This window comes from Bradyrhizobium sp. USDA 376, assembly GCF_054063675.1.
The window spans coordinates 1-24,677 of the sequence record NZ_JBSSGN010000002.1; the positions used below are offsets into that span (position 1 = coordinate 1).

The 24,677-nt window shown below is 62.1% G+C and carries 20 protein-coding genes and 1 pseudogene; 10 read left to right on the forward strand and 11 right to left on the reverse strand.

The window, feature by feature from the left end; all coding sequences use genetic code 11:
- The first annotated feature begins 91 nt into the window (after nt 1-91).
- From tnpA to ACVJ19_RS43490, 4 genes are read left to right on the forward strand one after another with little or no spacing between them, the layout of a single operon-like run.
- Nucleotides 92-514, forward strand: a complete 423-nt coding sequence (gene tnpA / locus ACVJ19_RS43475; protein ID WP_424578819.1) for an IS66-like element accessory protein TnpA — start codon at nt 92-94, stop codon at nt 512-514.
- The gene (gene tnpB, locus ACVJ19_RS43480) at nt 511-867 is read left to right on the forward strand and encodes an IS66 family insertion sequence element accessory protein TnpB (RefSeq protein WP_018273742.1); all 357 of its coding nucleotides are present in this window, start codon (nt 511-513) and stop codon (nt 865-867) included. The genes tnpA and tnpB overlap by 4 nt, the downstream gene beginning before the upstream one ends.
- Before the next feature lie 50 nt (nt 868-917).
- Nucleotides 918-2,468, forward strand: a complete 1,551-nt coding sequence (gene tnpC, locus ACVJ19_RS43485; protein WP_035681142.1) for an IS66 family transposase — start codon at nt 918-920, stop codon at nt 2,466-2,468.
- The gene (locus ACVJ19_RS43490) at nt 2,465-3,115 is read left to right on the forward strand and encodes a UPF0149 family protein (RefSeq protein ID WP_063712394.1); all 651 of its coding nucleotides are present in this window, start codon (nt 2,465-2,467) and stop codon (nt 3,113-3,115) included. Before tnpC ends, ACVJ19_RS43490 begins: the two co-directional genes overlap by 4 nt.
- 44 nt (nt 3,116-3,159) lie before the next feature.
- On the opposite strand, the gene ACVJ19_RS43495 is transcribed toward ACVJ19_RS43490, so the two are convergent.
- Complete coding sequence (locus ACVJ19_RS43495) at nt 3,160-4,995, reverse strand: response regulator transcription factor (protein ID WP_453955356.1); 1,836 nt, start codon at nt 4,993-4,995, stop codon at nt 3,160-3,162.
- A 404-nt stretch (nt 4,996-5,399) separates the two neighbouring features.
- A pseudogene (locus ACVJ19_RS43500) lies at nt 5,400-5,780 on the reverse strand (LuxR C-terminal-related transcriptional regulator); the annotation flags it as partial.
- 142 nt (nt 5,781-5,922) lie between these two features.
- Between ACVJ19_RS43500 and istA the strand changes: the two are divergent.
- From istA to ACVJ19_RS43520, 4 genes are read left to right on the forward strand one after another with little or no spacing between them, the layout of a single operon-like run.
- Entirely contained in the window at nt 5,923-7,293 is a 1,371-nt protein-coding gene (gene istA, locus ACVJ19_RS43505; RefSeq protein WP_453955355.1) for an IS21 family transposase, read from the forward strand.
- A complete protein-coding gene (locus ACVJ19_RS43510; RefSeq protein WP_453955354.1) occupies nt 7,265-7,885 on the forward strand; it encodes a DNA/RNA non-specific endonuclease in 621 nt (206 codons plus the stop codon). Before istA ends, ACVJ19_RS43510 begins: the two co-directional genes overlap by 29 nt.
- 8 nt (nt 7,886-7,893) lie before the next feature.
- Complete coding sequence (locus ACVJ19_RS43515) at nt 7,894-8,169, forward strand: hypothetical protein (RefSeq protein WP_284279133.1); 276 nt, start codon at nt 7,894-7,896, stop codon at nt 8,167-8,169.
- 28 nt (nt 8,170-8,197) lie between these two features.
- Nucleotides 8,198-9,517 (forward strand): metallophosphoesterase family protein, encoded by a 1,320-nt coding sequence (locus tag ACVJ19_RS43520; RefSeq protein WP_284279132.1) that lies wholly within the window; start codon nt 8,198-8,200, stop codon nt 9,515-9,517.
- Between the two features lie 482 nt (nt 9,518-9,999).
- Here ACVJ19_RS43520 and ACVJ19_RS43525 read toward each other — a convergent pair whose 3' ends face one another.
- The 4 genes from ACVJ19_RS43525 to ACVJ19_RS43540 form a co-directional block, all read right to left on the reverse strand.
- Nucleotides 10,000-11,076: a relaxase/mobilization nuclease domain-containing protein gene (locus ACVJ19_RS43525; protein WP_284279131.1), complete on the reverse strand. Its 1,077-nt coding sequence runs from the start codon at nt 11,074-11,076 to the stop codon at nt 10,000-10,002.
- Complete coding sequence (locus tag ACVJ19_RS43530) at nt 11,076-11,591, reverse strand: plasmid mobilization protein (RefSeq protein WP_284279130.1); 516 nt, start codon at nt 11,589-11,591, stop codon at nt 11,076-11,078. Before ACVJ19_RS43530 ends, ACVJ19_RS43525 begins: the two co-directional genes overlap by 1 nt.
- A gap of 415 nt (nt 11,592-12,006) precedes the next feature.
- On the reverse strand, nt 12,007-12,993 hold the full coding sequence (locus ACVJ19_RS43535; RefSeq protein ID WP_453955353.1) for a ParB/RepB/Spo0J family partition protein: 987 nt from the start codon (nt 12,991-12,993) through the stop codon (nt 12,007-12,009).
- On the reverse strand, nt 12,971-13,747 hold the full coding sequence (locus tag ACVJ19_RS43540; protein WP_284279128.1) for a ParA family protein: 777 nt from the start codon (nt 13,745-13,747) through the stop codon (nt 12,971-12,973). Before ACVJ19_RS43540 ends, ACVJ19_RS43535 begins: the two co-directional genes overlap by 23 nt.
- Before the next feature lie 902 nt (nt 13,748-14,649).
- On the opposite strand from ACVJ19_RS43540, the gene recD2 reads away from it, so the two are divergent.
- Together recD2 and ACVJ19_RS43550 are read left to right on the forward strand one after the other, a co-directional pair.
- Nucleotides 14,650-16,833 carry an SF1B family DNA helicase RecD2 gene (gene recD2 / locus ACVJ19_RS43545; RefSeq protein ID WP_284279127.1) on the forward strand — a complete coding sequence of 728 codons (2,184 nt, stop codon included), beginning with the start codon at nt 14,650-14,652 and terminating at the stop codon, nt 16,831-16,833.
- Between the two features lie 417 nt (nt 16,834-17,250).
- Nucleotides 17,251-17,523 (forward strand): hypothetical protein, encoded by a 273-nt coding sequence (locus ACVJ19_RS43550; RefSeq protein WP_284279126.1) that lies wholly within the window; start codon nt 17,251-17,253, stop codon nt 17,521-17,523.
- 638 nt (nt 17,524-18,161) lie between these two features.
- On the opposite strand, the gene repC is transcribed toward ACVJ19_RS43550, so the two are convergent.
- From repC to ACVJ19_RS43575, 5 genes are all read right to left on the reverse strand, one after another.
- Nucleotides 18,162-19,394 carry a plasmid replication protein RepC gene (gene repC, locus ACVJ19_RS43555; RefSeq protein WP_284279125.1) on the reverse strand — a complete coding sequence of 411 codons (1,233 nt, stop codon included), beginning with the start codon at nt 19,392-19,394 and terminating at the stop codon, nt 18,162-18,164.
- Between the two features lie 255 nt (nt 19,395-19,649).
- Nucleotides 19,650-20,663, reverse strand: coding sequence for a plasmid partitioning protein RepB (gene repB, locus ACVJ19_RS43560; protein WP_453955352.1), 1,014 nt, complete (start codon nt 20,661-20,663; stop codon nt 19,650-19,652).
- On the reverse strand, nt 20,663-21,889 hold the full coding sequence (gene repA, locus ACVJ19_RS43565; RefSeq protein ID WP_431309518.1) for a plasmid partitioning protein RepA: 1,227 nt from the start codon (nt 21,887-21,889) through the stop codon (nt 20,663-20,665). Before repA ends, repB begins: the two co-directional genes overlap by 1 nt.
- A 317-nt stretch (nt 21,890-22,206) precedes the next feature.
- A complete protein-coding gene (locus tag ACVJ19_RS43570) occupies nt 22,207-23,385 on the reverse strand; it encodes a site-specific integrase (protein WP_284279123.1) in 1,179 nt (392 codons plus the stop codon).
- A 13-nt stretch (nt 23,386-23,398) separates the two neighbouring features.
- Nucleotides 23,399-24,490 carry a hypothetical protein gene (locus ACVJ19_RS43575; RefSeq protein ID WP_284279122.1) on the reverse strand — a complete coding sequence of 364 codons (1,092 nt, stop codon included), beginning with the start codon at nt 24,488-24,490 and terminating at the stop codon, nt 23,399-23,401.
- Between the last annotated feature and the right edge of the window lie 187 nt (nt 24,491-24,677).

Consider the following 24,677-nt stretch of genomic DNA (forward strand, 5'->3'; position numbering starts at 1 on the left):
GCGATAGCGGTACGACGACCCCACCTCGTTTAGGTGGACGGGATGAGCGAGACTCGCGCGTGGATTTGACAACGCGAGGGACGCTCGTTCCATGCATCAAGACAGACATCAAGACGGGCATGATGCCGCCTCCTATCAGCGGATCGAGGTGATCACAGGGGAGAGGCGACGGCGCAGTTGGAGCGATGCGGAGAAGGCGCGGATCGTGGCCGAGAGTGCCGATCCGGAGACGAGCATTTCCGAGGTGGCTCGACGCAACGGGGTGAACCGGGGACTGCTCAGTGTGTGGCGGCGCCAGGCGCGGCTCGCGTCGAGCGAAGCGCCGCAGTTCGTGCAAGTCAGGCTCCAGGCCGCCGTCGAGGCGCAGCCGAACGCGATCGATAAGGCGCATGTTCTGACGGATCCGGCCGAGCGGATCGAGGTGATGATCGCGGGCGCGACGGTGCGCGTGCCCGTCGGCGTCGACGCCGCGACGCTGGAGCGCGTGCTGGCGGCGGTGAGATCGACGCGATGATCTCTTTCGGTCCAATGGTCCGTGTGTTCGTCGCGACGCAGCCGATTGACTTTCGTAAAGGCGTTCATGGCCTTGTCGCGCTGGTAGCGGAGGGATTAGGCGGCAAGCCCTACAGCGGTGACGTTTATGTCTTCCGATCGAAGCGATCGGATCGTTTGAAGCTACTGGTTTTTGACGGCTCGGGAATGGTTCTAGCGACGAAGTGGCTGGAGAATGGGGGCTTTGCCTGGCCACCTGTTCGCGAGGGTACGATGCCGGTGACGGGGGCGCAACTGGCGATGCTGATTGAAGGTCTTGCGGAGTGGTCGCGTGTGGTCCCGAAGGTGACGAAGCGGCCGACGAAGGTTGCCTGAAGCGTCTTGTTTTGCTGGCGATTGCGAGTGCGTTCGTGTAGCTCTGCGATATGGCGCTTCGCCCCGAAGATCTCCCCTCTGACCCTGCGGCTCTTGCCGAGATGGTGCTGGCTTTCGAAGGCGAGAACGATGATCTGCGCGCAGAGATCGCCACGTTGAAGAGCCTGATCTTCGGCGCACGATCGGAGCGCGCGGCGATCGTCTGCGCCGAACAGATCGCGTTTGATCTGGAACGGACCGCCGGCTCACAGCTCCCGGCCAATGACGACAAACCGGACGCGCCGCGGCCGGAGCGGCGCAAAGCGAAGCGCAACATCGGCGCGCTGCCGGCGCATCTGCCTCGGGTCGAGCGGGTGATCGAGCCGGCGTCCACGCTGTGCCCGTGCTGCACGGGTCAGATGCATCGGATCGGCGAGGAGAGCAGCGAAGCGCTCGATCGGGTTCCCGCGTGGCTGCGCGTGCTCCGCACGATCCGTCCAAAATACGCCTGCCGCTCCTGTGAGGGCCCGATTGTCCAGGCCCCGGCACCGGCGCGGCTCGTCGAGGGCGGCATGGCAACGACGGCGCTGATCGCGCATATCGCCGCGGCCAAATATGCCTGGCAATCGACGCTCTATCGCCAGACGCAGATCCTGGCGGGTCAGGGTGTCGTCGTCGACCGTCAGACGCTGGCGCGCTGGATGGGGAGCGCGGCGTGGCTGGTCAGGGGCCTCTACGATCTGCAACTGAAGACTATGCACGGCTTCGAGCGGCTGTTCTGCGACGAGACGCCGATGCCAGTGCTCGATCCGGGACGCGGCCGCACGAGGATCTGCCAGTTCTGGGCGCACGCGACGGACGATCGGGCGTGGAAGGGGCCGGCGCCGCCGGCGGTCGCCTACGTGTTCGCAGGTGGTCGCGGCAAAAAGGAGATCGTGGCGCAGTTAGCCGGCTTCGAAGGCGTGCTGCAAGTCGACGGCTATGCCGCCTACGCCTCGCTGGCGGGCGATGCGATGATGTCGGGCCAGATCCAGCTGGCGTATTGTCTCGTTCACGCGCGCCGCAACTTCGTGAGGGTGCACAAGACGACGAACTCACCCTTCGCCGCGGAGGTCATCGAGCGCATTGCGGCCGTCTACGCGATCGAGGAGAGGATCCGCGGTCTCGATGCTGGGGAACGCCGCGCGACGCGACAGGCCGAGACGAAGCCGCTGATGGAGGCGTTGAGGGCCCGTCTGATCGCGGTGAAGGACGGGATCTCCCGCCGCTCGACGCTCATCAAGGCGATCGACTACATGCTCGAACGCTGGCAGGGCCTGACGACGTTCCTGGATGACGGGCGGCTCGAGCCGGACACCAACACGGTCGAACGATCGATCAGGCCAATTGCGATCGGAAAAAAGAACTCGTTGTTCAGTGGTGACGAAGGCGGGGGCGAGACCTGGGCGATACTCGCTTCGCTTCTTAACACAGCGAAATTGAATGGCCTCGACCCCGAGGCGTATCTCGTCGACGTTCTCGATCGCATGGTGAGCGGCGCCACGAAGACCAACCAGCTTCACGAACTTCTGGCCTGGAACTGGAAGGCCGCACGCGAAGCCGAAAAGCGGGCCGTGGCATGACGAAGCCGAAGCAAGGGCGGGGAACGCGAAAAGCACGCAAGACGACGATGGCGGACTATGCCATGTCGTTCGAACGGCTCGGGCAATGGATCAGCAAGCGCGCCAGGTCGCCGACGCTTCGGCATCCGCGGGCGACGTCGCTCTCCATGCTCGATGGCGCGGTGGCCGCGGTCGTCGCCGGGCCGGTCTCGATGGCGTCCGAGGAATGGGTGTGCCCGCTCCTCGGCGTAGATCCCGACGCCTTCAATCACGACACCGAGGAGTTCTCGGCAATCGCCGCCACGCTGATGCGCCACAACGCTATCAGCGAGACGCTGTCGACGAGACCGGAGAGCTTCGAGCCGCTGTTCGTGCGATCACCGGACGGCGAAGTCGACCCGCAGCCCTGGTGCATGGGCTTCTACGCCGTCATGAAGCTTCGGCTTCTCGTCTGGTCGCGGCTTCTCCCCCCGAATGGAACCGAACACCTTATGCTGCGGCCGATCTTGGTCCATTGCATCGACGACGCCGGTCGACCCTTGCTACCCCCGGCCCGGCGCACGCTGGGAACGCAGCCCATCATCCAAAACGCCTGGCGCAACATTCCAGCAACCGTCGAGGCCCTCCGGCAGTTCTGGATGCCTATACGCTTCAAGCGCGGTGCGTAGGCCGTCCGCACCAAGTCCGTGGCTCCGTGGGCCTCTCGTACCGTTTACGAATGTGCGTCGTTGGCAGAATTTACGGATGTTGGTATATCCCGCTGCGGTTTGGCAGTATCTAAATCACCTGCCTGTGGATGCTGTGCGTGTTGCTTGCCGGCCGTGGAGCCATCTTCGAAAGCCTGCAAATCGCCGTGCGCCTGTCCGCTATTCGAATCTTCTCCCGCGGTTTCATGCTTGGCGTACCCCTCGGCTCCGGAGCTGTTGTCGGACTCAAGCAGCGCCTTTTGCGATTGACCGTGATTTAAACCGTCTCCCGGGGCCTCATGCTTGGCGTGCCCCTCGGCGGCTCCGGAGCTGTTGTCGGACTCATGCAGCGCCTTTTGCGATTGACCGTGATTTAAACCGTCTCCCGTGGCCTCATGCTTGGCGTGCCCTTTGGCTGCTCCGGAACTGTTGTCGGACTCATGCAGCGCCTTCTGCGATAAACCGTAATTTAAATCGTCTCCCGGGGCTTTGCGCTTAGCAGCTTCGGAGCTGTTGTCGTAAGCGCGCAAGTCCGATTGCGATCGATCCTGATTGGACCCGTTATCCCGACCTGTCTGCGTTGGGTCACGCTGCGAGGCTTCGTTCGTGGCCGCCGCAACAACGTCAACGGTCCCCGAACCTCGCGGAATAGTGATTTCTAGGTCGCTGCCGCCACCCTCCGCATGGGCATTGCCGACATAAAGCTCGCCACCGCCTTTGGCAATTGTATCGCCTTGAGCGAACTCGAATGCGAACGCCCCATCGTACACGGCCGTGCCGCCGAAATTTGCGAACCCGGGAAGTGCGGAGGCCAGTCCGTTGGCGTCGCTTGCGGTAGATGAATTGACGATTTCATCGTCGAAATCGAACGCCCGCACGGCGTGGTTGGCACCATCGAGCTCGTAGATCAAGGCGGCGAAAGCTGCAACTGTGAAGATGCTGTAGCTGCTCGAACCCGGCCTCGGCGCGTTGAGTGTTGCCTGCGCAAATAGGCTCGCGGCAATCTCGGCCACGGGATCGACGATTTTGCTGTTCGATGACGTCCCAGTTGCGGCGCCGGCGCGGTCCTTACTCACGCCTCTGGCCGGGGTGCCTCCTGATGCTGCTTCCTTGCGGCTGATTTTGATGGTGACGACCTCCGCGCAGCCGTTTGCGGGCATGACCGTGAAACTTTCGGTTGCGGCGTGACCTGGCGAATCGTCCAATGCTGCCAGGATCGCAGCTGCCAGGATACTCATCGCGCCATAACGGCGGGACAATGCCAGCGCGGCGAGCTCCGTCCGGCTGTTGATTCCGAGCTTCTGTCGCGCGTGGTCGATGTGAATCCTCACGATCTCCAGAGAGACACCGAGCATCCGAGCAATTTCACTGTCCGACAAACCTTCGGCGACGAGATCCATGATCGTCCGCTCGTTGACGGTCAGAACCGCCAGAACGTTATTGCCGAACGAGGCGATCCCATTAGCCTCGTTACCGACCCTAGCCAGGTCGGACCCCGGTTTTTCCAGCCTCAGGGACTGCACCAGCGCTTCTGGTTTGGCGTTCATCGAAATCGCGCCGCAAGCACCGGTCGCCAGTGCCCTGGCGAGATCGCCGCAGGCGACAGTAGCAGTGAAGAACACCAGCCGGGAGGAAAGACCTTCGTCGTCCGCGACGGCGAGGATGTCGGAGGCGGTTACATCGGTGAATCCGTCCTCCAGTAACACCACGTCGGGGGTCAAACTGCGAATGGCCGCAAGGCAACTTGCTCCATCAAGACAGCATGCGACTACTTCGAAATCGGGCTGCGCTCCGAGCAGCGATGCAAAACCCTGCAGAACAATGGGACGTCGATCTGCTATCACAAGTCGAACGCGACGCATGGGCTTCCTTCGCTAGGCCTCGCGCACAGCATGCGAAGCGGCGACTTAACTCCGCTCGACTGATTGCGTTCCTAATTGTCATAATGGGTTCGTGCGGACGCTTCTGACGATGAGTTCAACCAGTTAGTGACAGCTCCATATTCGCCTCTTAGCGGTCCGTCAGAGGTCTACCGCTCCAAGTACGGGGAGGGGGCTGCAGCTTGAAGGTGATTGCTGGTGATCCCGCTTGTGCAATCGAGGAGTGAAGCGCTGCTCTTCAAAAGCCATTTTATCCCGTAGAATACCCTTCGGCCGGCCGTAAAACTATCAAAGAGAATTCGATTCTTAAGCAGGTGAGCGGAACGCTCGCCGATGTCGATATTGCGCGAAAACTGCCGAAAAAAGGGATCCCAGTCGACGACTCTTCACCGGTACAAATCGATCTCGACTGCAATCCGGACAAGGTCGGAGTGATTTTTAGCGCCGAGCTTGGACTTCAGCATGGAGGTCGTGTTGGCAACGGTTTTATAGGAGATGCCGAGTTCGGACGCGACTTCTGAGATTCGGTCGCCACGACCCAAAAGCCTCAGGATCTCGAGTTCGCGTGGGCTCATCTGCGTCAAAGGACTGGCCTTGATCGCCGCGCCCGCGAAGGTTGTCGCTTCAGCCAGACGCGGTGAGACGAAGCGCTCCCCGGCTGCAACCTTCCGGATGGCCTTGGCGAGGAGACGGGGATCATCGCTCTTTGAGACATATCCCTGAATGCCCATCTCCACAGCGCGCACCACGAACGCTGGATGCGGATTCCGATTTATTCCGGCCGGGTATTCCGACTTGAAGCCGGCCGGCATTCCGATTTGAAGTCGGCCGGGTTTTTGGAAGTCGGCGTTTTCGTTTGGATCAGTCCCTCAGGCATCAAGTCCCGCGTTGATCAACGTGGGGAAGCGGATGCCGGCCAAGAGAGAACTGACCATGCGACAGATACGACAGATGCTGCGGCTTGCCCGTGATGGGGTGAGCGCCCGGGAGATTGGGCGCACGCTCGGCGTGGCGCGCAGCACCATCCAGGACAACCTCAAGCGTGCCTCGACTGCCGGGCTGGCGTGGCCTTTGGCGGGCGATCTGACCGACGCCGTTCTTGAACAACGTCTGTTTGCCCATGCCGGCGTCAGGCGCGGCTTTCGCCGGCGCCGGGAGCCGGATTGGGCCTCGCTGGCCTGTGAGCTGAAGCGGCCTGGCGTCAATCTGATGGTGCTGTGGGAGGAGTACCGGGCGGTCCACCCGGAAGGTTATGGCTACAGCCGGTTCTGCGATTTATTCCGAGAATTCGACCGGCGGCTGTCTCCGACGATGCGGCAGGACCATCCGGCCGGCGACAAGGTCTTTGTCGATTACTCCGGCAAGAAGATCATGATCGTTGATCGCGAAACCGGGGTTGTACGCGATGCGGAGATCTTCGTCGCCGTGCTTGGCGCCTCGAATTACACCTACGCCGAGGCGACCTGGACGCAGACACTTCCGGACTGGATCGAGGCCCATGTCCGGATGTTCCGGTTCTTTGGCGGGGTGCCGCGCCTCGTCGTCCCTGACAATCTGAAGTCCGGCGTGCACCGGGCTTCGTTCTACGACCCTGAAATCAATCGCAGCTACGGGATGATGGCGTCCCATTACGGCGTTGGCGTCCTTCCGGCACGGCCAAGAAAGCCGCGGGATAAGGCAAAAGTGGAGGCCGGGGTTCGGTTTGCCCAGACCTATATCCTCGGGCGGCTTCGTCGCCAGACCTTCTTCTCGTTGGCCGAGGCGAACGCAGCCATTGCCGCTGCGCTGGAGCGGATCAACGCGCACATCATGCGCCGGCTCGGTGTCAGTCGCCGTCAATTGTTCGAGACGGTCGAGATGTCGGTCCTGGCGTCGTTGCCGGACGCCGATTATCAGTTTGCGGAATGGCGCGTGGCCCGCGTCTCGCTCGATTATCATGTCGAGATCGACGGCTTCTTCTACTCAGTTCCACACGGCCTGATCCGGGAGCAGGTCGACGTCCGCGCCACCACCCGGACCATCGAGCTGTTCCATCGGGGTTCGCGTGTTGCGGCTCACCAGCGCCGCTACGGCGGCCGCCGGCACGGCACCGATCCCGACCACATGCCCAGCGCGCATCGGCGTTACGCCGAGTGGACTCCCGAGCGGTTCCGTCGCTGGGGACGATCGATCGGGCTAAACACTGAGGGTCTCGTCCTCGCCATTCTGGCCAATCGGCCTCATCCCGAACAAGGATTCCGGACCTGTCTGGGTGTGCTTCGGCTGTTCAAGGATCCCTGACGTCTTCTACAACAAGGATCGGAAAGCCTTCGACAAAGGCCATATCGTTCGGCGCGACGACGTTGCTTGGGGTAAAACCTATGATGAGCTTCGCCGCGCGAATGGCGATACCTACCACGTGACGAATTGCTCCCCTCAGGTCAAGGAGTTCAACAGGTCGAACTTGGGCGACGCCAATTGGGGCGACCTGGAGAACAACGTTCTTTCCGAAGCGGCAAGCGAGCGGCTCTGCGTCTTCGCCGGTCCGGTGCTGACGGACAACGATCGTGTCTTTACCGGAGTGGGCGACGGAGCGACGGTCCTGAAAGCCAGGATACCGGAGAAGTTCTGGAAGATCGTCGTCGCGCGTACGGCGGATGGGTGCGCAACTTTCGGCTTCATGCTCGAACAGGATCTCTCCGACGTCGAGTGGGAGTACACACCATCCGATGAATTGGTGCCGTTCATGTATCCAATTTCCGACATCACCGATATGACCGGCGTCCGCTTCGGTTCCATCGTGCTAGACAACGATCAGTACTCGACCACCCGCGGCGTCAATGTCTCGCTCCGCAGCGGCGCCAAGCGAAAGCGGAAACCAAAACGGTCGTAGGAGCAACGGTGACTACGCTCCTCACGATCGTTCTCGTCCTATCAGGAACGGTCCTGACCACCGCTGGCACCGCTATGCTGGCCGCGTCGGCGATCCAGGCGCTCGCTACTGCTTTAAGAACGAATGTCGCTACGGAAGCGCAGGCGATCGACGCCGATGGCGTGGCGAAGGTCCTGGAGATGCTCTCCAAGCTACCCCAATGGCTGCTTGCGATCATCATCGGCAACGTTCAAATATGGCTCGCCATGCAGGCCTCGGCAGGGCAATGGCGGTGGCCGTTTTGATCGGCAAGGTCTCAAGGAAGGATCGGAAATGAGCGACATTAAGACGTTTCGGGACCACTTCCTCTCAGTGTACCAATCGGCAGCCGCCGACTACGTCTCGCAGAAGGCGAAGGACGCCACTACCGAGACTACCGCCGAGGAGGCCGACCCGCTGATGGAGGCCGTCAACGAGGTCGCGGCGGTAAGGGCGAACAACGGCAGCGAGATCCCGGATACCGAAGAGGGTATCGCCGACATCCCGAAGATCTGCGCCAGTCTTGGACTCCGATACCTGGAGGCGCTGGTCAGCGGCGACGCGGCAAGAGCGGCTCGTATCGAAGAACAGATGACAGGCGGCACCTGCGATCCGAAGTGGGCTTCCACGCTCACGGAGTATGCGAAGTTCTTCGGCGTGAACGGCACCAGAGGCAAAATTCCGTACGTCCGCGCAGCCGACGTCGGCTCCCGCACGATACCGATCGCGGCCGGAGCCCGCATTGCGGTGTTCGGTGATTGGGGCACCGGCGCTCAGCCCGCGCGTCGCATCTTGTCGAGGATCAAGGACCAGAAGCCCGATGTCGTCTTGCACCTGGGCGACATCTATTATTCCGGCACGCCGGCGGAGTGTAGGACGAACTTCGTCGACGTCGTCAGATCGATCTTCGACGATTCTATGCCGGTATTCACATTGGCCGGCAATCACGACATGTATAGCGGTGGGCTCGGCTATTACGATCTCGCCAGGAACCTCAACGCCGGAAACCAGGCGCAGAATGCGAGCTTCTTCTGTCTAAGGTCATCGGACTCGGCCTGGCAGATACTGGCGATGGACACCGGTTTGCATGACTACAGTCCGATCTCGGTCACCGACGCGCTGACGTTCGTCGAGGAAGATGAACAGCAATGGCTAGAGCAACGCGTTGCGGAGTTTTCGGGACAAACCATCTTGGTCTCGCACCACCAGTTGTTCTCGGCATTTTCCCAGATCGGCAAGCCGAGGAACGACGGCAGCCTTCTGGCCTACAACCCGAACCTCCTGCAGTTGTTGGACCGTTTGAAAGCCAAGGGAAAAATTGCGGCATGGCTGTGGGGACACGAACACAATCTATGCATCTATCAAACGTATCTTGGGCTTGAGCGCGGGAGGTGCATAGGTCACGGAGCGATCCCGATCTTCGCGGAAGAGAAGCCCTACGACGTACTAAAGGGCATCGCCAACCCGCCTGCGTTGATAGATGGAACACAGCTCAACGTGAGCGACGGCGCATATGAGCACGGGTTCGCCATCGTTTCGCTTGGACAGGCCGGTCGCCTGACCAAGGTTGAGTACTTCACCGAAAGCCGCTCAATGCACGAGGAGGAATTCTAGCTTTCACCGTCAAACCTCGCCAACCAAGGGGCCGCGAATTGGGCGAAGATGCGCGCCGAGTGCATCCCGCGCTGCCGCTGCATCAGGCAGCCGTGGCGCGCGGAAACGGTGGCACGGCGCTGAACTTGATATGTGCGACGGCGCTCTCTCGTCAGTTTCGCTCCTTGAGCTTTCCCGCTCCGCCTGCTTTCTGATGCCGTTCAGGGCACCGTAGCGGTATTTGGAACTCCCTCGCCCGCAAGCAGATCTCTCTTCATGAAGCGTTGCGTATGGATCCGATAGCAGGCAGTCCGGTTCCAACAATATCTAGTGTACGAGACTGACCAGATCGCCCTGACGAAATTCGACGCCGGAGAAATTGACTGCAACGCTCGTAGGTAACCTTTCCCGCCATTGAAGCAAAAATGGGATGCGTTCGAGATGCTTCGATAGCCGCCGGAGATCAGATCTAGTTCGAGGAATATCTGATCCTCCGGGTCCAATTATCTTGTCCGCTCATCGTCTCGCTTGTGCCCGCGCAGGTCGGCATCGACGCCCCGCTCCGCGCCGCGGCGCCGGCTATTGGCAAGCTCCGAAAGTTCGTCCTTCAGCGCATGCCGGCGAGTTTCGGCAGCAGGCATGTCCTTGACGAATTGCCGAATCTGGCGCGCGAGCACATGATCTGCTGCCACTCCAGAGCGCTGTAGCTCGGCGGCATAGTCGAGATATCGCCGCCTGATCGCGTCCTGACGTGACTTAATCTGTTCGTCCCAAGGATGTTTGGCAGTCCTGCCGCCCCTCACCTCCGAAAGCACTTCCTTACGGGCGAGCCGATCGACATCGGGTGTAACCTTTCGCTTGCGCAGAGCGAGCACCGCCCCGCAATCGGCCTTTCGAACCCGTCCGCGGGTTCGCCGCGGCGTTGCCTCCGCCGCGATCCCGCGAAGTCGGAGTTCGCCGGCAAGCCGTTCCCGCCAGGCCTGAAGATCCGCCTTGCGGGGGTTGAGGCGCTTGCCGTCATGGCCGAGGGACCGAACGGTCAAGTGCACGTGGGGATGTTTGTCGTCGAGGTGCTGGACGAAGACGTAGTCGTGATTGCAGCCGAATGTCTCGATAGCAAATGCCCGGGCTGAATCCTTGACTGCGATGGCATCGGTGCCAGCCGGCATCGACAGAATGATGTTGATCGACAGCGACCCATCGCGGCGGCGTTTGTTGTCGAGGCCAGCGTCATCCTCCCATCGTTGCTGCAGATCTTTCAATCCGGATCGACCCGCCAGCGTCGCGCCCTGCTCTGTTTCCGCACCGAGTTCGCCGTTTCGCGTGATGTATGCGAGGTGCGACTTAAGATGCGCCACACCCTTGGTCCGGCCGGTGATCTTGACCATCACCTCTGGTGCTCGGCGCACGATGCGTTCGAGCTTTGCACGCATCACCGGCGTAAGGCGGCCGGGAGCGGCCGGATCGGGGATATCCCACTCGGCCCGCCGTGGGCGCCGATTGGGCGTTTCCCAGACATACGAGATCGGCGGAAGTTCGGAGGCCGGGTCGGTCGGCCGCGGCGAGTAGCGTCGACTCATCACCGCCCATCCCAATAATCAGCGTTGCCATGCAGCGCATTACGTAATTGCGCGAGCTCTGTTTCGATGACCAATTTGACCTCTTGAAGTGCGGACAGATCGGGCTCAACCGACCTGCCCTGCAGCACACTGGTGTTTGCAGCGCGCGCGATCTGGTTGATGTTGCCGCCGATCCGATTGAGCTCGCGAACGATAGCGCGAAGCGCGGCATGCTCGTCCGGGGAATACTGCACTGGCGACCCCAATCGCGAGCGCACCAGCGCGACGATCCAGCCGGTTCGTGTCATGCCACGCTGATGTGAAACTTCCGCGAGCTGCCGCATCTCGCTCTCGCGAAATCGTACCGTCACCTTCTCCGGCCGTCCGACCGGCAACGCCAAGCCGCGCCGCGCCGGTGCATTGAGTGCATCAGCAATGAGACGCCGCAGCAGCGCGGATTTGCCGCCCTGGGTAGCTGCAAGAACTGAGAACTCCGCCGCGACTTCGTCGGAGACGCGAAGCGAGATCAGAGCCATGCACTCCAATCCCAATCGCGATGTAATACATCGCTGGCGCGAAGCCTATCCTGCACTAGAAAGCAAAAAAATGCGCCTCTTGCTGTTGGTTCAAACCAATACTCTTGGTGTTCAGGGCTCGCCAGGGCAAAGCCATCGACGGCCCCTACCCCCTCTGCCGAATTCTGCTCGCGGCGGGCCCGCGGCGGAGTAGCCATCGCGAACACCGATCCGTCGGCAAAGGAAACGAAGGCACTAACTGACATCGGCGATGTGGACCGCGACTTTCCAGCAGCCTGCGCTCTCACTACAGCGCTATGGGGAGCGCGTTCGGCCTTCGGCTGCTGCGCTAACGCGCCATCCTTCGGATGAGAAAGTCGCTCCGCTGGCACACGCCGATTGTCTGTCTCCGCGGCTACGAAAGTGTCGAACGAGTTCATCTCGGCAGGATCTCCTCAATCGTCAGTGCCGACGCCGGAACTTCTTCTGCGTGGTTCGCACCGTCGACCAACACCACGGCGTGACGGGAGCCCTGCGTCGCGAGTCGATCGACAACAAGCTGTCCGGCCCTGTTCTGATACCGAACCCTGATTGCCAGCGGTGTTGCCAACCTCGATTGTGAAACGACGCGAGCTTTTGGCGGTTGATCCTCGGTTGGTGATTCTCGGCCGTTCGCAGTATTGCGCGGGAGCACTGTTTCCGGGAGGGAATCGGATTTTTCGGATCGAGGTTGTCCAGCAGGCAATTCGTTCCGGGGATTGGCGCGGCCGCCCTCCGCGCGCACGTCCCGGGCCAGTTGCCGAGCCTGCGCGTCGGTGAAGCTGTCCTGCGTCACGCATACCTGTTCGATCTCGTCAGGACGCGTGCGCCAAGCCTGGTAGAGTTCATAGACAGCACGGATCGAACTGCCCTCAAGTCGCGTCCGGAGGAACTCCGGCATGCCTTGAACCGACGCGTAGCGCGACACCCAGTCTCTCGGCTTGCCTAGCTTACGCGAGATCTCCGCTTGGGTATCGCCGGCGTCTATTCGGCCTGCGATAAACCTTGCGATCTCAGGCGCGCGCAAATCATCGCGCTGGATATTCTCGATCATCTGCGCATATCGGTCCGGCAAACCGACGTCTTGAACAAACGCAGGTATTTCACGTAGCCCCGCGCGCCGCGCAGCGCGGTACCGGCGCGCCCCCATGACGATGACGAAGCGTCCATCCTCATTGGAACGGCGAAGCATGATGGGTTGCAGCACGCCATGTTCGCCAATCGATTGTGAAAGCTCCTCCAGCTCCTGTTCGCTGAAGTTGCGGCGTGGTTGATCGGGGTCTTCGTCAATGCAGTCGATCGCGACCAGGAGCGGCCGCCCGGTTGCTGCGGTAGGGTTTGCAGCGGCGTCGACGAGTTCCTTAAAACTGAGATCGAGCGTCATCAGTCGTCTCCTCATCAAGCCGTTCTGCGATCTTCGCGAGAACCGCGCGGATTTCCCGGCCCGCCTCCTGCGCCGACCGTCGCTTCAGACGCCACACCGGCATGCGTTCCGCCACGGCTTCGGCATAGCCGTCACGAGCAACGACCTGGCCCGGAAACACGTACCTGCCCGCTTCGCGCAACAACTGCTCCAAATGCGTTCGTTGCCGAGGCGACTTGGTGTTGAAGTTCGAAGGCAACAAGCCGAGAAATGTCATGTCCTGGCGGCCGTACCGCCGTTGAACACCGATCACGGTCTGCATCAGACCTTTAACGCCCTTTACGGAATAGTCTTCCAGGTAGATCGGCGCCAGCACATGCGTGGCCGCAACCAGGCACGCGACGCTGCGAAGACCAAGCGATGGCGGCGTATCAATCACGCAAATATCGAACTGCTCGGACGCGCTGGCGAGGTTCTGCTGCAGGGTCATGACGGCGGCAGCGTTGCCGCGATCGACATCCGTCAAGGAGCTGTCGGCCGGCGCCAATGTGATGCCATTGCTTTCGCCAGCGATAATCCGCGCCGCCGGTTGGAAGAGATCAGCCGCCGAGGTCGATCCGGCATGCTGCCTAAGCGTGTCTGTCGCGTTGCCCTGCGCATCAACGTCGATCATCAGAACCCGGTGGCCAGCTTCCGCCATGAACCAGGCCAGATGCACAGCAAGGGTTGTCTTGCCGACACCGCCCTTTTGATTGTTGACGACGATGGTATTCAAAGACTGATCCGCGACGGCACTGGCTGCTGACGTTTCATCGATGTTTTCTCCGAACCCGGCTGCGCCTGACCCTACGCTCTTGGTGAGATTCGCCTCTGCGTCCACCGGTGTTGGTTTGAACCAACACCGGTGATGGACTGGGCGCGGTCCGGACAATCCTGAAAGCCGGACACAAAATCCCCTGCCAGAAGAGTCAGGTCGGCCGAAGTGGCCGACGAGTGACATAGAGCGATCATCGAGAAGCAGCGTGCCGACCGCGGTATTCCGCGGCAGACGGGCTCCTCGCAAGCCTCCGTCGTGGCGAGCGATCGGTCCCGATCGCCGGCGCGAAGGTTTCAAGTGCTGGCTCGGCGACTGGCGGGGCCGTAGCACTCTCGCTTCTTGTTAGGCGGCTGCGCGTTCGGTTCCCTGCTCAAACCGTCTAAACACCCCGTCGACCTGATTTGACCGTGTGAATCCGTTGAAGCTCGCGCCGAGCCCGCGGAGCGGCCGCCACACGAGCCAAGCATTGAATTTCGGGAAGATCGACTTTAGTTACGGTTTTTCATAGAAAGTTACGATTCTTCAGGACTGCACGATGCGCTCAGGCGTGCGGACGGAGATCGTCGACATGCCCGACAGGACGGTCGATCTGCTGTTTCGTTTCCTGCGGATGATCGTTCAATGATGGTTGTTTTGGTCCTGGCAAGCGGACACGCTCGGCAATTTCGGCCACTGCTCTATGAAGCCGCACAGATCATGGCGACGCGGGTCCCGAAATGGTCCTGGTTCAAGGCGTGGGCCATGCCGCTCGAAAGGCTTCACGGGCGAACGCCGCGAGGCGGCAGCAAATGGGCTCCTGCCTCCGTTAAGAACCTGTTCCATCGTGCACGCCGATCGGGTCTGCTCAGGGTGGCGGCGGAATGATGGTCCAGCCGGACGAAACCAGAGAAACACTGGCCGGTCTGGTTGAACGGGTTACCTTTCACAATGAGGAGAACGGCTTTTGCGTGTTGCGGGTCAAGGCACGCGGCCGACGCGAACTCGTCACCGTCCTTGGCCATGCCGCCGTGATCTCTGCCGGCGAGTTCATTCAGGCCAGCGGCAACTGGAACAACGACCGGCAGCATGGCCTGCAGTTTCGTGCCCGGTTTCTCAAGGCGATGCCACCGACAACGCTGGAAGGCATCGAAAAGTATCTCGGTTCGGGCATGATCCGTGGCATCGGCCCGGTCTACGCGAACAAGCTGGTCAAGGCCTTCGGCGAGCATGTCTTCGACATCATCGAGGCCGAGCCCGACCGATTGCGCGAGGTGACAGGCATCGGGCCGAAGCGTGCGACACGCATCGTCGCGGGCTGGGCCGAGCAACGCATCATCCGCGACATCATGATCTTTCTGCACACAAACGGCGTCGGCACGTCGCGGGCCGTGCGCATCTACAAAACCTACGGCGCCGACGCGGTGCAGTTGATCTCGGAGGATCCGTATCGCCTGGCGCGGGATATTCGGGGCATCGGCTTCAAGACCGCCGATGCCATCGCGATGAAGCTCGGCATCGAAAAGACGGCGATGATCCGCGCCCGCGCCGGCATCGCCTATGCCCTGACCGAAGCACTCGACGACGGACACTGCGGACTGCCAAGGGACGAACTGCTCCCTCTGGCCGTCAAGCTGCTCGACATCCCTGACAGCATCACGACCACAGCCCTGCAACTCGAGCTGGAGGCCGGCGTGGTGATCGCCGAGGCCGTCGGCGGCCGGCCGTGCATCTTCCTCGCCGGACTACACCGGGCGGAACAGTCGATTGCGATACGGCTCCGGTCCCTTGTGCATGGCCCCCTGCCCTGGCCCGAGATCGACGCGGACAAGGCGATCCCCTGGGTGGAGGAGAAGACGGGTCTGTCGCTGGCCGACAGCCAGAAGACCGCCGTCCGCTCGGCGCTTTTGTCCAAGGCGATGGTCATCACAGGTGGCCCGGGTGTCGGAAAAACCACCCTGGTCAACGCAATTCTCCGCATTCTGGCAGCCAAGAAGGTCGACATGCTGCTGTGCGCGCCGACCGGCCGTGCCGCCAAGCGCCTGACCGACACCACCGGCCGGGAAGCCAGGACCATTCACCGGCTGCTCGAGGTTGACCCGAAGAATGGCGCCTTCAAGCGGAATGAAGAGAAGCCACTCGATTGCGATTTGCTGGTCGTCGATGAATCCTCGATGGTCGACGTCCTCCTGATGAACGCCCTGCTCAAGGCCATCTCCGACAGGTCAGCGGTGATCTTCGTCGGCGACGTCGATCAACTCCCTTCGGTCGGCCCCGGTCAGGCGCTGGCCGACATCATCGCCAGCGGCGCGGTACCCATCGCGCACCTCACCGAGGTCTTCCGGCAGGCGGCCGAAAGCCAGATCATCCAAAGCGCGCACAGGATCAATCGCGGCACGCTGCCGGATCTGTCCAAGCCTGACGGCGACACGGATTTCTATTTTGTTCAAGGCGACAGCCCGAAAATCGCGGCTGAACGCCTCATCCACCTTGTGAAAGAACGCATCCCGGCTCGCTTTGGCGTCGATCCAAAGCGCGACATCCAGGTTCTCTGCCCGATGAACCGGGGCAGCATTGGCGCCCGCTCTCTCAACATTGACCTGCAGAAGGCGCTCAATCCCAGGCTGGAGCCGAAGATCGAGAAATTCGGCACCACGTTCGCAATCGGCGACAAGGTGATGCAGATCGAGAATGACTACGACAAGGAGGTCTACAATGGCGACGTCGGCTATGTCGAAGCGATCGCCCTCGACGCGGGTGAGATGGTCATCGATTTCGATGGCCGATCTGTTGGCTATCAGTTTGGTGAACTCGACCAGGTCGTGCTGGCCTACGCCACGACGATTCATAAATCGCAAGGGTCAGAGTATCCGGTGGTGGTGATTCCCGTGCTGACGCAGCACTACGCCATGCTGCAACGGAACCTGCTCTACACCGGCGTCACCCGTGGCAAACGCCTTGTCATCCTGCTTGGCCAGAAGAAGGCGGTCGCCATGGCGGTCAAGAACGCCTCCGGTCGACGCCGCTGGACAAAGCTGCGGGAATGGCTCGATCCGGCTGCGGGTTGATGAAGCGCTCCGAGCTGGCGTTCAACTGCTTGCACCGTGAAAACGCGATCAGAAGTGGCCGCGGCCGCGCTCCCATCCGGCGGTTGCCGCGTCATGTGGCATGCCGGCGGCAGCATCGAGTGGAGCTTCGGCCATATCTTGAAAGAGGAAGAGTCTGATATGGATCGCGCAGAATATCGAACGGAAGATACGCTATTTCCTGGGCCATAGATTCTGGCTGGGCGTGCCGCACGGCCACCGGAGACTATGACCTTCCCGGCCGCGTTCACGACCGCATCACAGCTACACAGCTAATCAACAGCGAATGTTTCCGCCTCTACGTCGAGAAGATTCGGCGAAGCGACCGGCGCGGGCATGAGTGCTCCCCCAATTCAATAGGCGGCGAGCGGGCCGGTTGCCGTCGCAACTCGCACATGGATGGATTTCGACGCAAAGACCGGCACGTTCTGCCGCCCCGTTCGGGATCGCTTGGTTCGTGCGGCGGGCGGGAAACTCTATCTGGTCGAAGAACCGACCGAGCCCGACGAACGCGAGGTCGTTAGGCCTCTCAGCCGTGAGCAAGCGTTTTACTGGTTGCGCTATTACTCATGGCAAATTGAACGTACGGTGATCGAGAGCGCGAAGCCTGAAAGCTCTGATCGCTCCGAGCGGCCGGGGCGCATCGGTCCCGCTTGCATGACCGGCAGTTGAACGAGGCACCAAAGCGCCCCTTGCGGGTAGGCGCAATGCCGCTAGGCTTGGCGTCGGGCAGGACGCGCATACCCCATACAGAGGTCAACCACACAGGGGCAAACATCAATGACGCACAGGCAAGCGCTGGAAAACCTGCGGGTGCTCGTGAGGATTGCCCAGGAGGCCGACGACGTGGCGGCGGTGCAAAGGATGTTGCGGGAAATAGGGGCGCTGATCGCCAAGGCGCTACAGGGCCGACAATGCGAACCGCACTCGTAGGCCTTATAGGGCTTTTCAATGTGAATTGGTTGCTGTTGATCGTTGCTTTTGTCTGTCTTGCCGCTGCAGCGGAGGGCTTTCGAGCGCAGGCTGGATTCGACTCGCTCGGTCGCCGCGCGTTGAGAAGTTTGCACTGTCGGATGGCCAACGCCGAATGACACGTTGGCCTCGGGGGCGAAACAACCGCCGCCATTGGAGCAGCAATGAGCGCGAAACGCATATCGCCCTGCCGTCGCCGCAACTTGGCGCAGCGCCTGTACGGGTGGCGCCCGCCGATCGCGACATGCAGCTCGTTCGATCGCATCGGCAGGCTCCCGCTACGGTCTACCGCCGATCGAAGTCGGACCCGACACCGGCACGAGCTCTTTCCCATCGCATCAAGCCCGCCGCTTTTCGTGCAGCCGCGAATTGATCTGCGACATCAGGATCGGCCCCAGGGAAAATTCCCCGACCTCCGCCTTCCCCGTTAATCCGCGCAAGTAGCCGCCGGCCGACCGGATTGCGGTGCCACGCTGCAGGATGCACGCGACGACGACCGCCGCCTGCGTTTCGCCCATGACGGTTTGCGCCTCCTCCCAGGCGCTTGGGCTGATCCCGAGCATCGATCGCACAACGGCCGCGGTGGCCAGGAAATCGCGCCAGTTCGAAATCCCATCCTTCGCATAGTCGATGATATCGGGGCATGCATTCAGCACCATTCCCAACGGATACGCCCCTTCCGCCACCCGCGATGGTTGAGGTTTGGGCTCAGGTTCCGCCGCCCGGCCGTCTGGAAGGCCAGGTTCAAGATCAGTAAAGGGGTTTGGGTTTGAATTCTGTATGTGGCGCTCAGTCTGGGACTCATTGGCGCTTAGATTTTTGGATTTAACATATGTTTCCAACAGATTGAGCACATCATCGGCGAGCTGCGACAGCTCCTCGGCGATCGGCTCGAGCTCCTGACGCGTGGCCGTACGCGGAATCTGATCCACGATCGCGCGAAACGCCGCATGGACCTCCTGCCAATCGGCAGGCCCCTGCCCTGCTCTCCGGGTCGGGACGCCTTCCTCAATGCCGGTCGCGATCATCTTGGCAAGATCGCGCCGGCACAACGTTATCCGCTCACGCACCAGCTTGAGGGCGCGCGCTTCCGTCTCCACCGCGGTCGCCAGGCTCTCAAACTCTTCCGAGCGCACGACGAGGGGGGACAGATCGAACCCGAACGCGAGTTCGATCTCGCCGGCGTCATCCTTGCGGGCGTAGCGTTTGCCGTTCGGGCTGTCGCGCCGGACAATCAGGCCGGCGTCGACCAGCACCGCCAGATGACGGCGCAGCGTAGAGGACGGCATGCCGTGGGCGCGCAGCGACAGCTGGCGGTTCGACGGAAAGACGATCAGATCGCCCTCCCCCGTCAGCGCCGTCTCCGGATGAAACGTCAGAAGGGCGTTCAGCACCGAGAGCGAGCGCTCGGACACGCCGAGGCGCGGCCGCGCGGCGCAGATGGCCTGGTAGATCTTCCACTTGTGCACGACCTTTTCGGGCGGGCGCGCCGTTGCGGCCATTTGGCTTGCCACATGGGCAAGCGTCAGCGACCGCCGCCCGAAGGGCGTCGTTGGGTTGTGAGGTTGCATTGTCCTTGCCTCGTTTCAGGCAAAGAAAATCCGCCCGCCAAAACGGCGGCCAATCCCTCGCGGGACTCTTGACTGCGATTCGCGAAAGTGCGATTCTCAACACTGCCAAGTAGATGAGAAGGGCTTCCGGGATTCGTTTCGGGGGCCTTTTTCTTTTGCCGTTAGAGTTCCTTAATTAGGTTTCCGGGTACGCAGTTCACGCCTTGCGCTCGGCTCGAAACCCATTCGGCTCGAGTGCAAACTGGGGCGAGGCTTCTACTCATCTCCTCGCGCTGATTGTCGGAACGTCTCGTAGAGCTCAGGCAGGCGTTCCAAGATGAAATCTCCGAAGGCAGGCGCCAGCTTCTCGTCTACGGAGAGGATGAAGCGATCAGCGCTTCGGTCGATCTTGGCGACCTTCTTTCCGTCCCCGGCCGTCCATATCGTAGGCTTGCGAGCGGCTCGCTCACGGACAGTCACAGCGGAGAGCACCAATGCGAAGCGATCGTCTGTATTGGCACTGAGAAAGCGAGAGCTGGCAACTAGGTTGTCGATCGCCTTGGTCGATGCCTTCTCGCCGAGCCGCTCGGCGAGCTCGATCCAACGTCGGCGGCCGACTTTTGGAGCCCGCCCGATCACTTCGGCCAAAGCTGTCGGAATCGCCCGGGCAGTCGAGATCATTCGCGAAAGTTCGGTCTTGTCGACCGACAGCGCAGCCATGATCGTTTCGCGTTTGAACTGACGATCTTCCAGAAGCGTTGCGTAACGCGCACGCTCGATAAACGACAGATCCTGGCGATCGCCGTTTTCCTTGCCCTGGGCAATGACGAGGTCGTCATCGGAGAGCTCTCGCACAATGGCGCGCACAGCACGCGCAAGTGCCCTCACTGCGCGGACGCGCCGGTGTCCGTAGGCGATCTGAAAATGGCCGGCCTTTGTCGGATGCGGACGCAGCAGAGCCGGAACGATCTGGCCCTGTGCCCTGATCGATTCCACCAGTGCTGCGTGATCGGCTTCCGTCCCCGTCATGCGATCGGGCACGATCGAGTCCTCGATCAGCGCGGTGTCGATCTCATAGACGGCCTGGCCGCTGGCGAGCTGTTCGGAGAGGGCCTTCGCAGCGTCCCGTTGCGCGGACAGCTGTTCGAGCGAACGGCTCATCGCGCCTACCGCGCCGCGGCTTCCCAGTGTCGGTTGGCTCAGAGGCGCTGAAGCGATCGGCATCGCTTCGGCGTCCTTGCCGCTAGTGCTCTCTTCGATCAAATCCGCAAGCAGGTTTTTTCGTCCCATCAGGTTCTACCCCAGGCAGCTTGGACGAGGTCTTGGATCTCTCCATTGACGGCGTCGAGAGACTCCATCGCCCGATCATAGGTGGCACGCGTGAACTGTTGACGCTCCACCTCGTAGAGAGTTTGCTTGGTGATGCCGGCATCCGAGATCGCGGTGCTCTTCAGGACCATGTTCGTTAGGACGCGTTCGTCGAACAACGATCTCATGAAAGTCACCATCTGCGTTTGTGGTCCGTCGCTCGGCTCGCAGCGGGTCACGAGGTAACGCATCCAGTCATAGTCGGTGTTACCACCTGCCTTGGCCACGACCGACATAAGGTCGGAGGTCATGAGCAGAAACTGGCACATCGACATGACGTCCAGCATCTGCGGGTGGACTGGGATCAGGATTGAGGTCGCCGCACACAACGCAGAGAGTGTCAGAAAACCGAGCTGCGGCGGGCAGTCGATTACAACGATGTCGTATTGATCCTGCACCGTTCCGAGCGCGATCGCGACGCGAGCGAAGAACAGCGGATCGCCCTCCTGCTTGGAAGCGAGAGCCTTTGGCGTTTCGTGCTCGAACTCCATGAGTTCGATGTTGCCGGGGATGATGTGCAGTCCGGAGAAATAGGTTGGCCGGATGATCTCGGCGAGCTCACGGCGCGATTCGTCATAACGAATGGCCCCGTACAGCGTGCCGTTATCTTCGACGTCGAACTCCGGCTGGTAACCGTGAAGCGCTGAGAGCGAAGCCTGCGGATCCAGGTCGACCGCGAGCACTCGGAACCCTTGCAGCGCGAAGTGCTGGGCAAGATGAGCCGCGGTGGTCGTCTTCCCGCTCCCGCCTTTGAAGTTGACAACGCCGATGACCTGGAGGTGCTCCCCCGCAAGTCGCCAGGGTCTGTACCGCCGCGTGCTTTTGCCCGTCTCATCGAGATAGGCGCGCAGGCCCTGGATATCCTCGAAGGTGTAAGAGCGGCGTCCCGTAGAGCTTGTTTCGGGTTGGGGCCCCTTCCCTTCCAAGGAGAGCTGTCGGAGGTATCCGTCGTTGACGCCGATAAGCTTTGCGGCCTCACCGGAGGAGAAGGCCCTCAGCTGCTTGCGCGCGCGGGGCGGAAACAACTTGAGCCGATGAGCTTGAAGCTTGGCCGACAACGCCCGCGCGTCGGCCGCGATCAGGTCGTGGATCGGCTGTCGATCCTGACCGGTGCTCGATAGGTCGGTTTGCTCGAGGGCTGCTGCCACGGCACTCTCACGTAGTTACGATAATCCGATGCTCTTACGGCTAGAAAGCGTGGCTAGTAAGCCCGATTCTGATCAAGCCCGCAAGGAATTAAGGGTAAACAGATTCTTAATAGGGCTTTCGGCGCAGTTTCGGGGTGGCGCGCCTCGGCTCCAGTGGGGTCGAGATACCTCGTGCACGGATCGCTCTGGCCGCCCCGGACCCAGTTTCTACCATGGGCGCCAGAAGTTGACCGCGGTCAACTTTAAGCGGCCAGGTCAGGAAAGTTGACCGCGGCCAACTCGGGCTATGCCGCGAGCGAGCGAAATTTGTCAGCCGATCATTCGTGGACCGCGAGGCGCACCGCCCTACCCTGCGTACGTTCCGCCTCGTTGTAATAGCTCGCCGCTTGCTGCACGGAGCGGTGCTGCGACTGCTGCATGGCCTCGGGCAGCGGCACGCCCTGGCGGGCCGCCTCCGTCAGATACCCCGACCTAAGACCATGCGCGGCAAACTCCCGCGGCTCCAGTCCGGCCAGCGCGCAGCGCCGCTTGACCATCAGGTTGATCGACTGCGGCGTGAGCGCCCGCTCCTCCACCGCCTCCCAGCGGTCGATGGCCCGGAACACCGGCCCCTGACTGATGTCGGCCCGTACCAGCCATTCGCGCAGCGCCACGACGGGCGGCCCGACCAGGAGCACCCTCCCCGCCTCGTCGGCATCGCCCGTCTTGGTGCGGCCGAGCTGGATCGCCAAGCACGGCAACGCCGGCGATTTCGGATCGGTGGGGTCCAGCGGCACCGCTGGCTCGTTGCTGAGCTGCTCGACGCGAAGCCCCGCCACCTCGCTGCGCCGGCGCCCGCCCGAGGCGAAGGCGAGCAGCAGAATCGCGAGGTCGCGGGTGTCGGCGAGTCCGTCGGATGAACAGGTGGCGAGCAACCGATCGAGCACATCACGGGTGACCGCGCGCTTGCTCTTACGCTGCCGTGGCCGCACCGAGGCCCGGACCGCAAGCCGCAGCGCCGATCGCAGGCCCGGCGATGCGAAGGGACCCTCCTGCCCTTTCCAGCGATGCAGGGTACCCCAGCTCGCCAGCCGCCGCTTGACCGTCGACGGCGCGTGCGGTCCGCCACTGCGCAGGAGCAAGGCGACGCGCAGTCGGGCCGCCACCTCGGCCGGCATCCCGTGCTGTGGATCGACCTCGCGCCTGGCCGGATCCCACAAATGATGCGCCACGAATTTCAACGCCAGGCCTTCAGACGCCGGCCACGGCAACGCTACCCCGGTCGCCGCCACCGCCCAGCCCTCAAGATAGGCCAGATCCGACGCCAGCGCCCGCAGCGTGTTCTCGCCCATCCCCTGCTGGGCGAGATGCTTGAGCGTCGCGACGTCGCCGTCGGTCAGCAGTCCGGCAAGCCAGTCGCGCCGCTCCATTGGCAGAATCGCCGACAGCGCGTCGAGCTGCAGGGCACGCCGACCCTCCGGGTCGGACAGCGGCGCGCGCGAGGTGACGTCGTCCATCGCCGATGCTCCGCTAAAATCCGTAGGTCCGGTCGGCCCAGCGCAACAGGACGCGGGCGTCGCGGTCGGGCAGACGCACGCGCTGCGTCCTGAAGCCTTCGGCAATCGCCAAGCCGACATCGGGATCGACCCAATGGCCGTGGGTCATCAGGAAGAACCAGCCGAAGGGCAGGCCGAGCTCGCGGTCGACGGCTTCGATACGGTCCATCAGGAGGTGGACCGAGGCGTCCGGCGTTGGGAGAAGCCGCGCTTTGGGCGGCCGGAGCGGCCGAGGAATGAAACCGATCTCGCGCTCACCCTTGTAGGTGGTGTCGCGAATATCGAGCGCCCAATGCGCAAAGACCCGATGCTTGCTCGCGCTCGACTGCTCCCAATCCTGAAAGAATCGGATCTCGCGTGGCACGTAATCGAACCAGTCAGGCACGACGTCGAGGAAGGGGGTGTCGCGGACGCCATCGGGCCCGACCTCGCGGATCACCCGCCGCTCCATCTCGGGCCGCTTGGCTTCGCGGCGATCGCGTTCGCTGCGACCGCAGCGCTCCAGAAAGCTGCGGATATGGACGAAGGCGCCGCCGGCGCGGTTGAGCAGGCGATACACAGGACCGGCCAGGCGGTCCGTCTCAGGCAGTTGATCCCGTCGGGGCCAACTTGGATCAAACAGCTCCTCTTCACCAAACGGACGATAGTCTGGGTTGACGATCGGGCCGGCACGCCACTCGATTTCGCGGCCGAGCGCGATCTGGATGTAGTCAGCGGCAGCGGGGCCGGTCGGCGCGAAGACGAAGGCACTGGTGCCGCGCCATTCAGTGATCTGCAGATCCGTTTCTTTCAGGCGTAGCCACAGCGCGTTGGTATCGCCGCCGTCCTTGGCGAGCTCCGCCATCATCCAGGGGCGAAGCTCGCCGAGGCGTGTGCCGTCCGGCCGAATCACCGACCGCGTGTCGCGCCAGTAATCGTCGTCGATGCGCGCCATGCTGAATTCAAACCCGGAGAAGGCGCGGGCGAGGGCAGGGACGAGGTCGTCGTCAACCGAGGCCGGATCGAGGGCAGCCGCGACAGCCTCGATGGAACCAGCGTCCGGAAGACGGAGAGGGGCGGCGTTCATGGGCAGTTAACCATAATAGTCCACCTCATGCGCAGCGAAGGCCGGGCGTCTTGTGCGAGATTGCCCGGATTTCCGTATGTCGAATGCGCGATCGGCGGGCTGCCCGCGTCGTGGACCTGCGGGCCCGGACGCGCGGAGCCAGGGCAGCCCTGCCAAAGGCATCGCCAGCCTTCCTTCGGTGTATCCG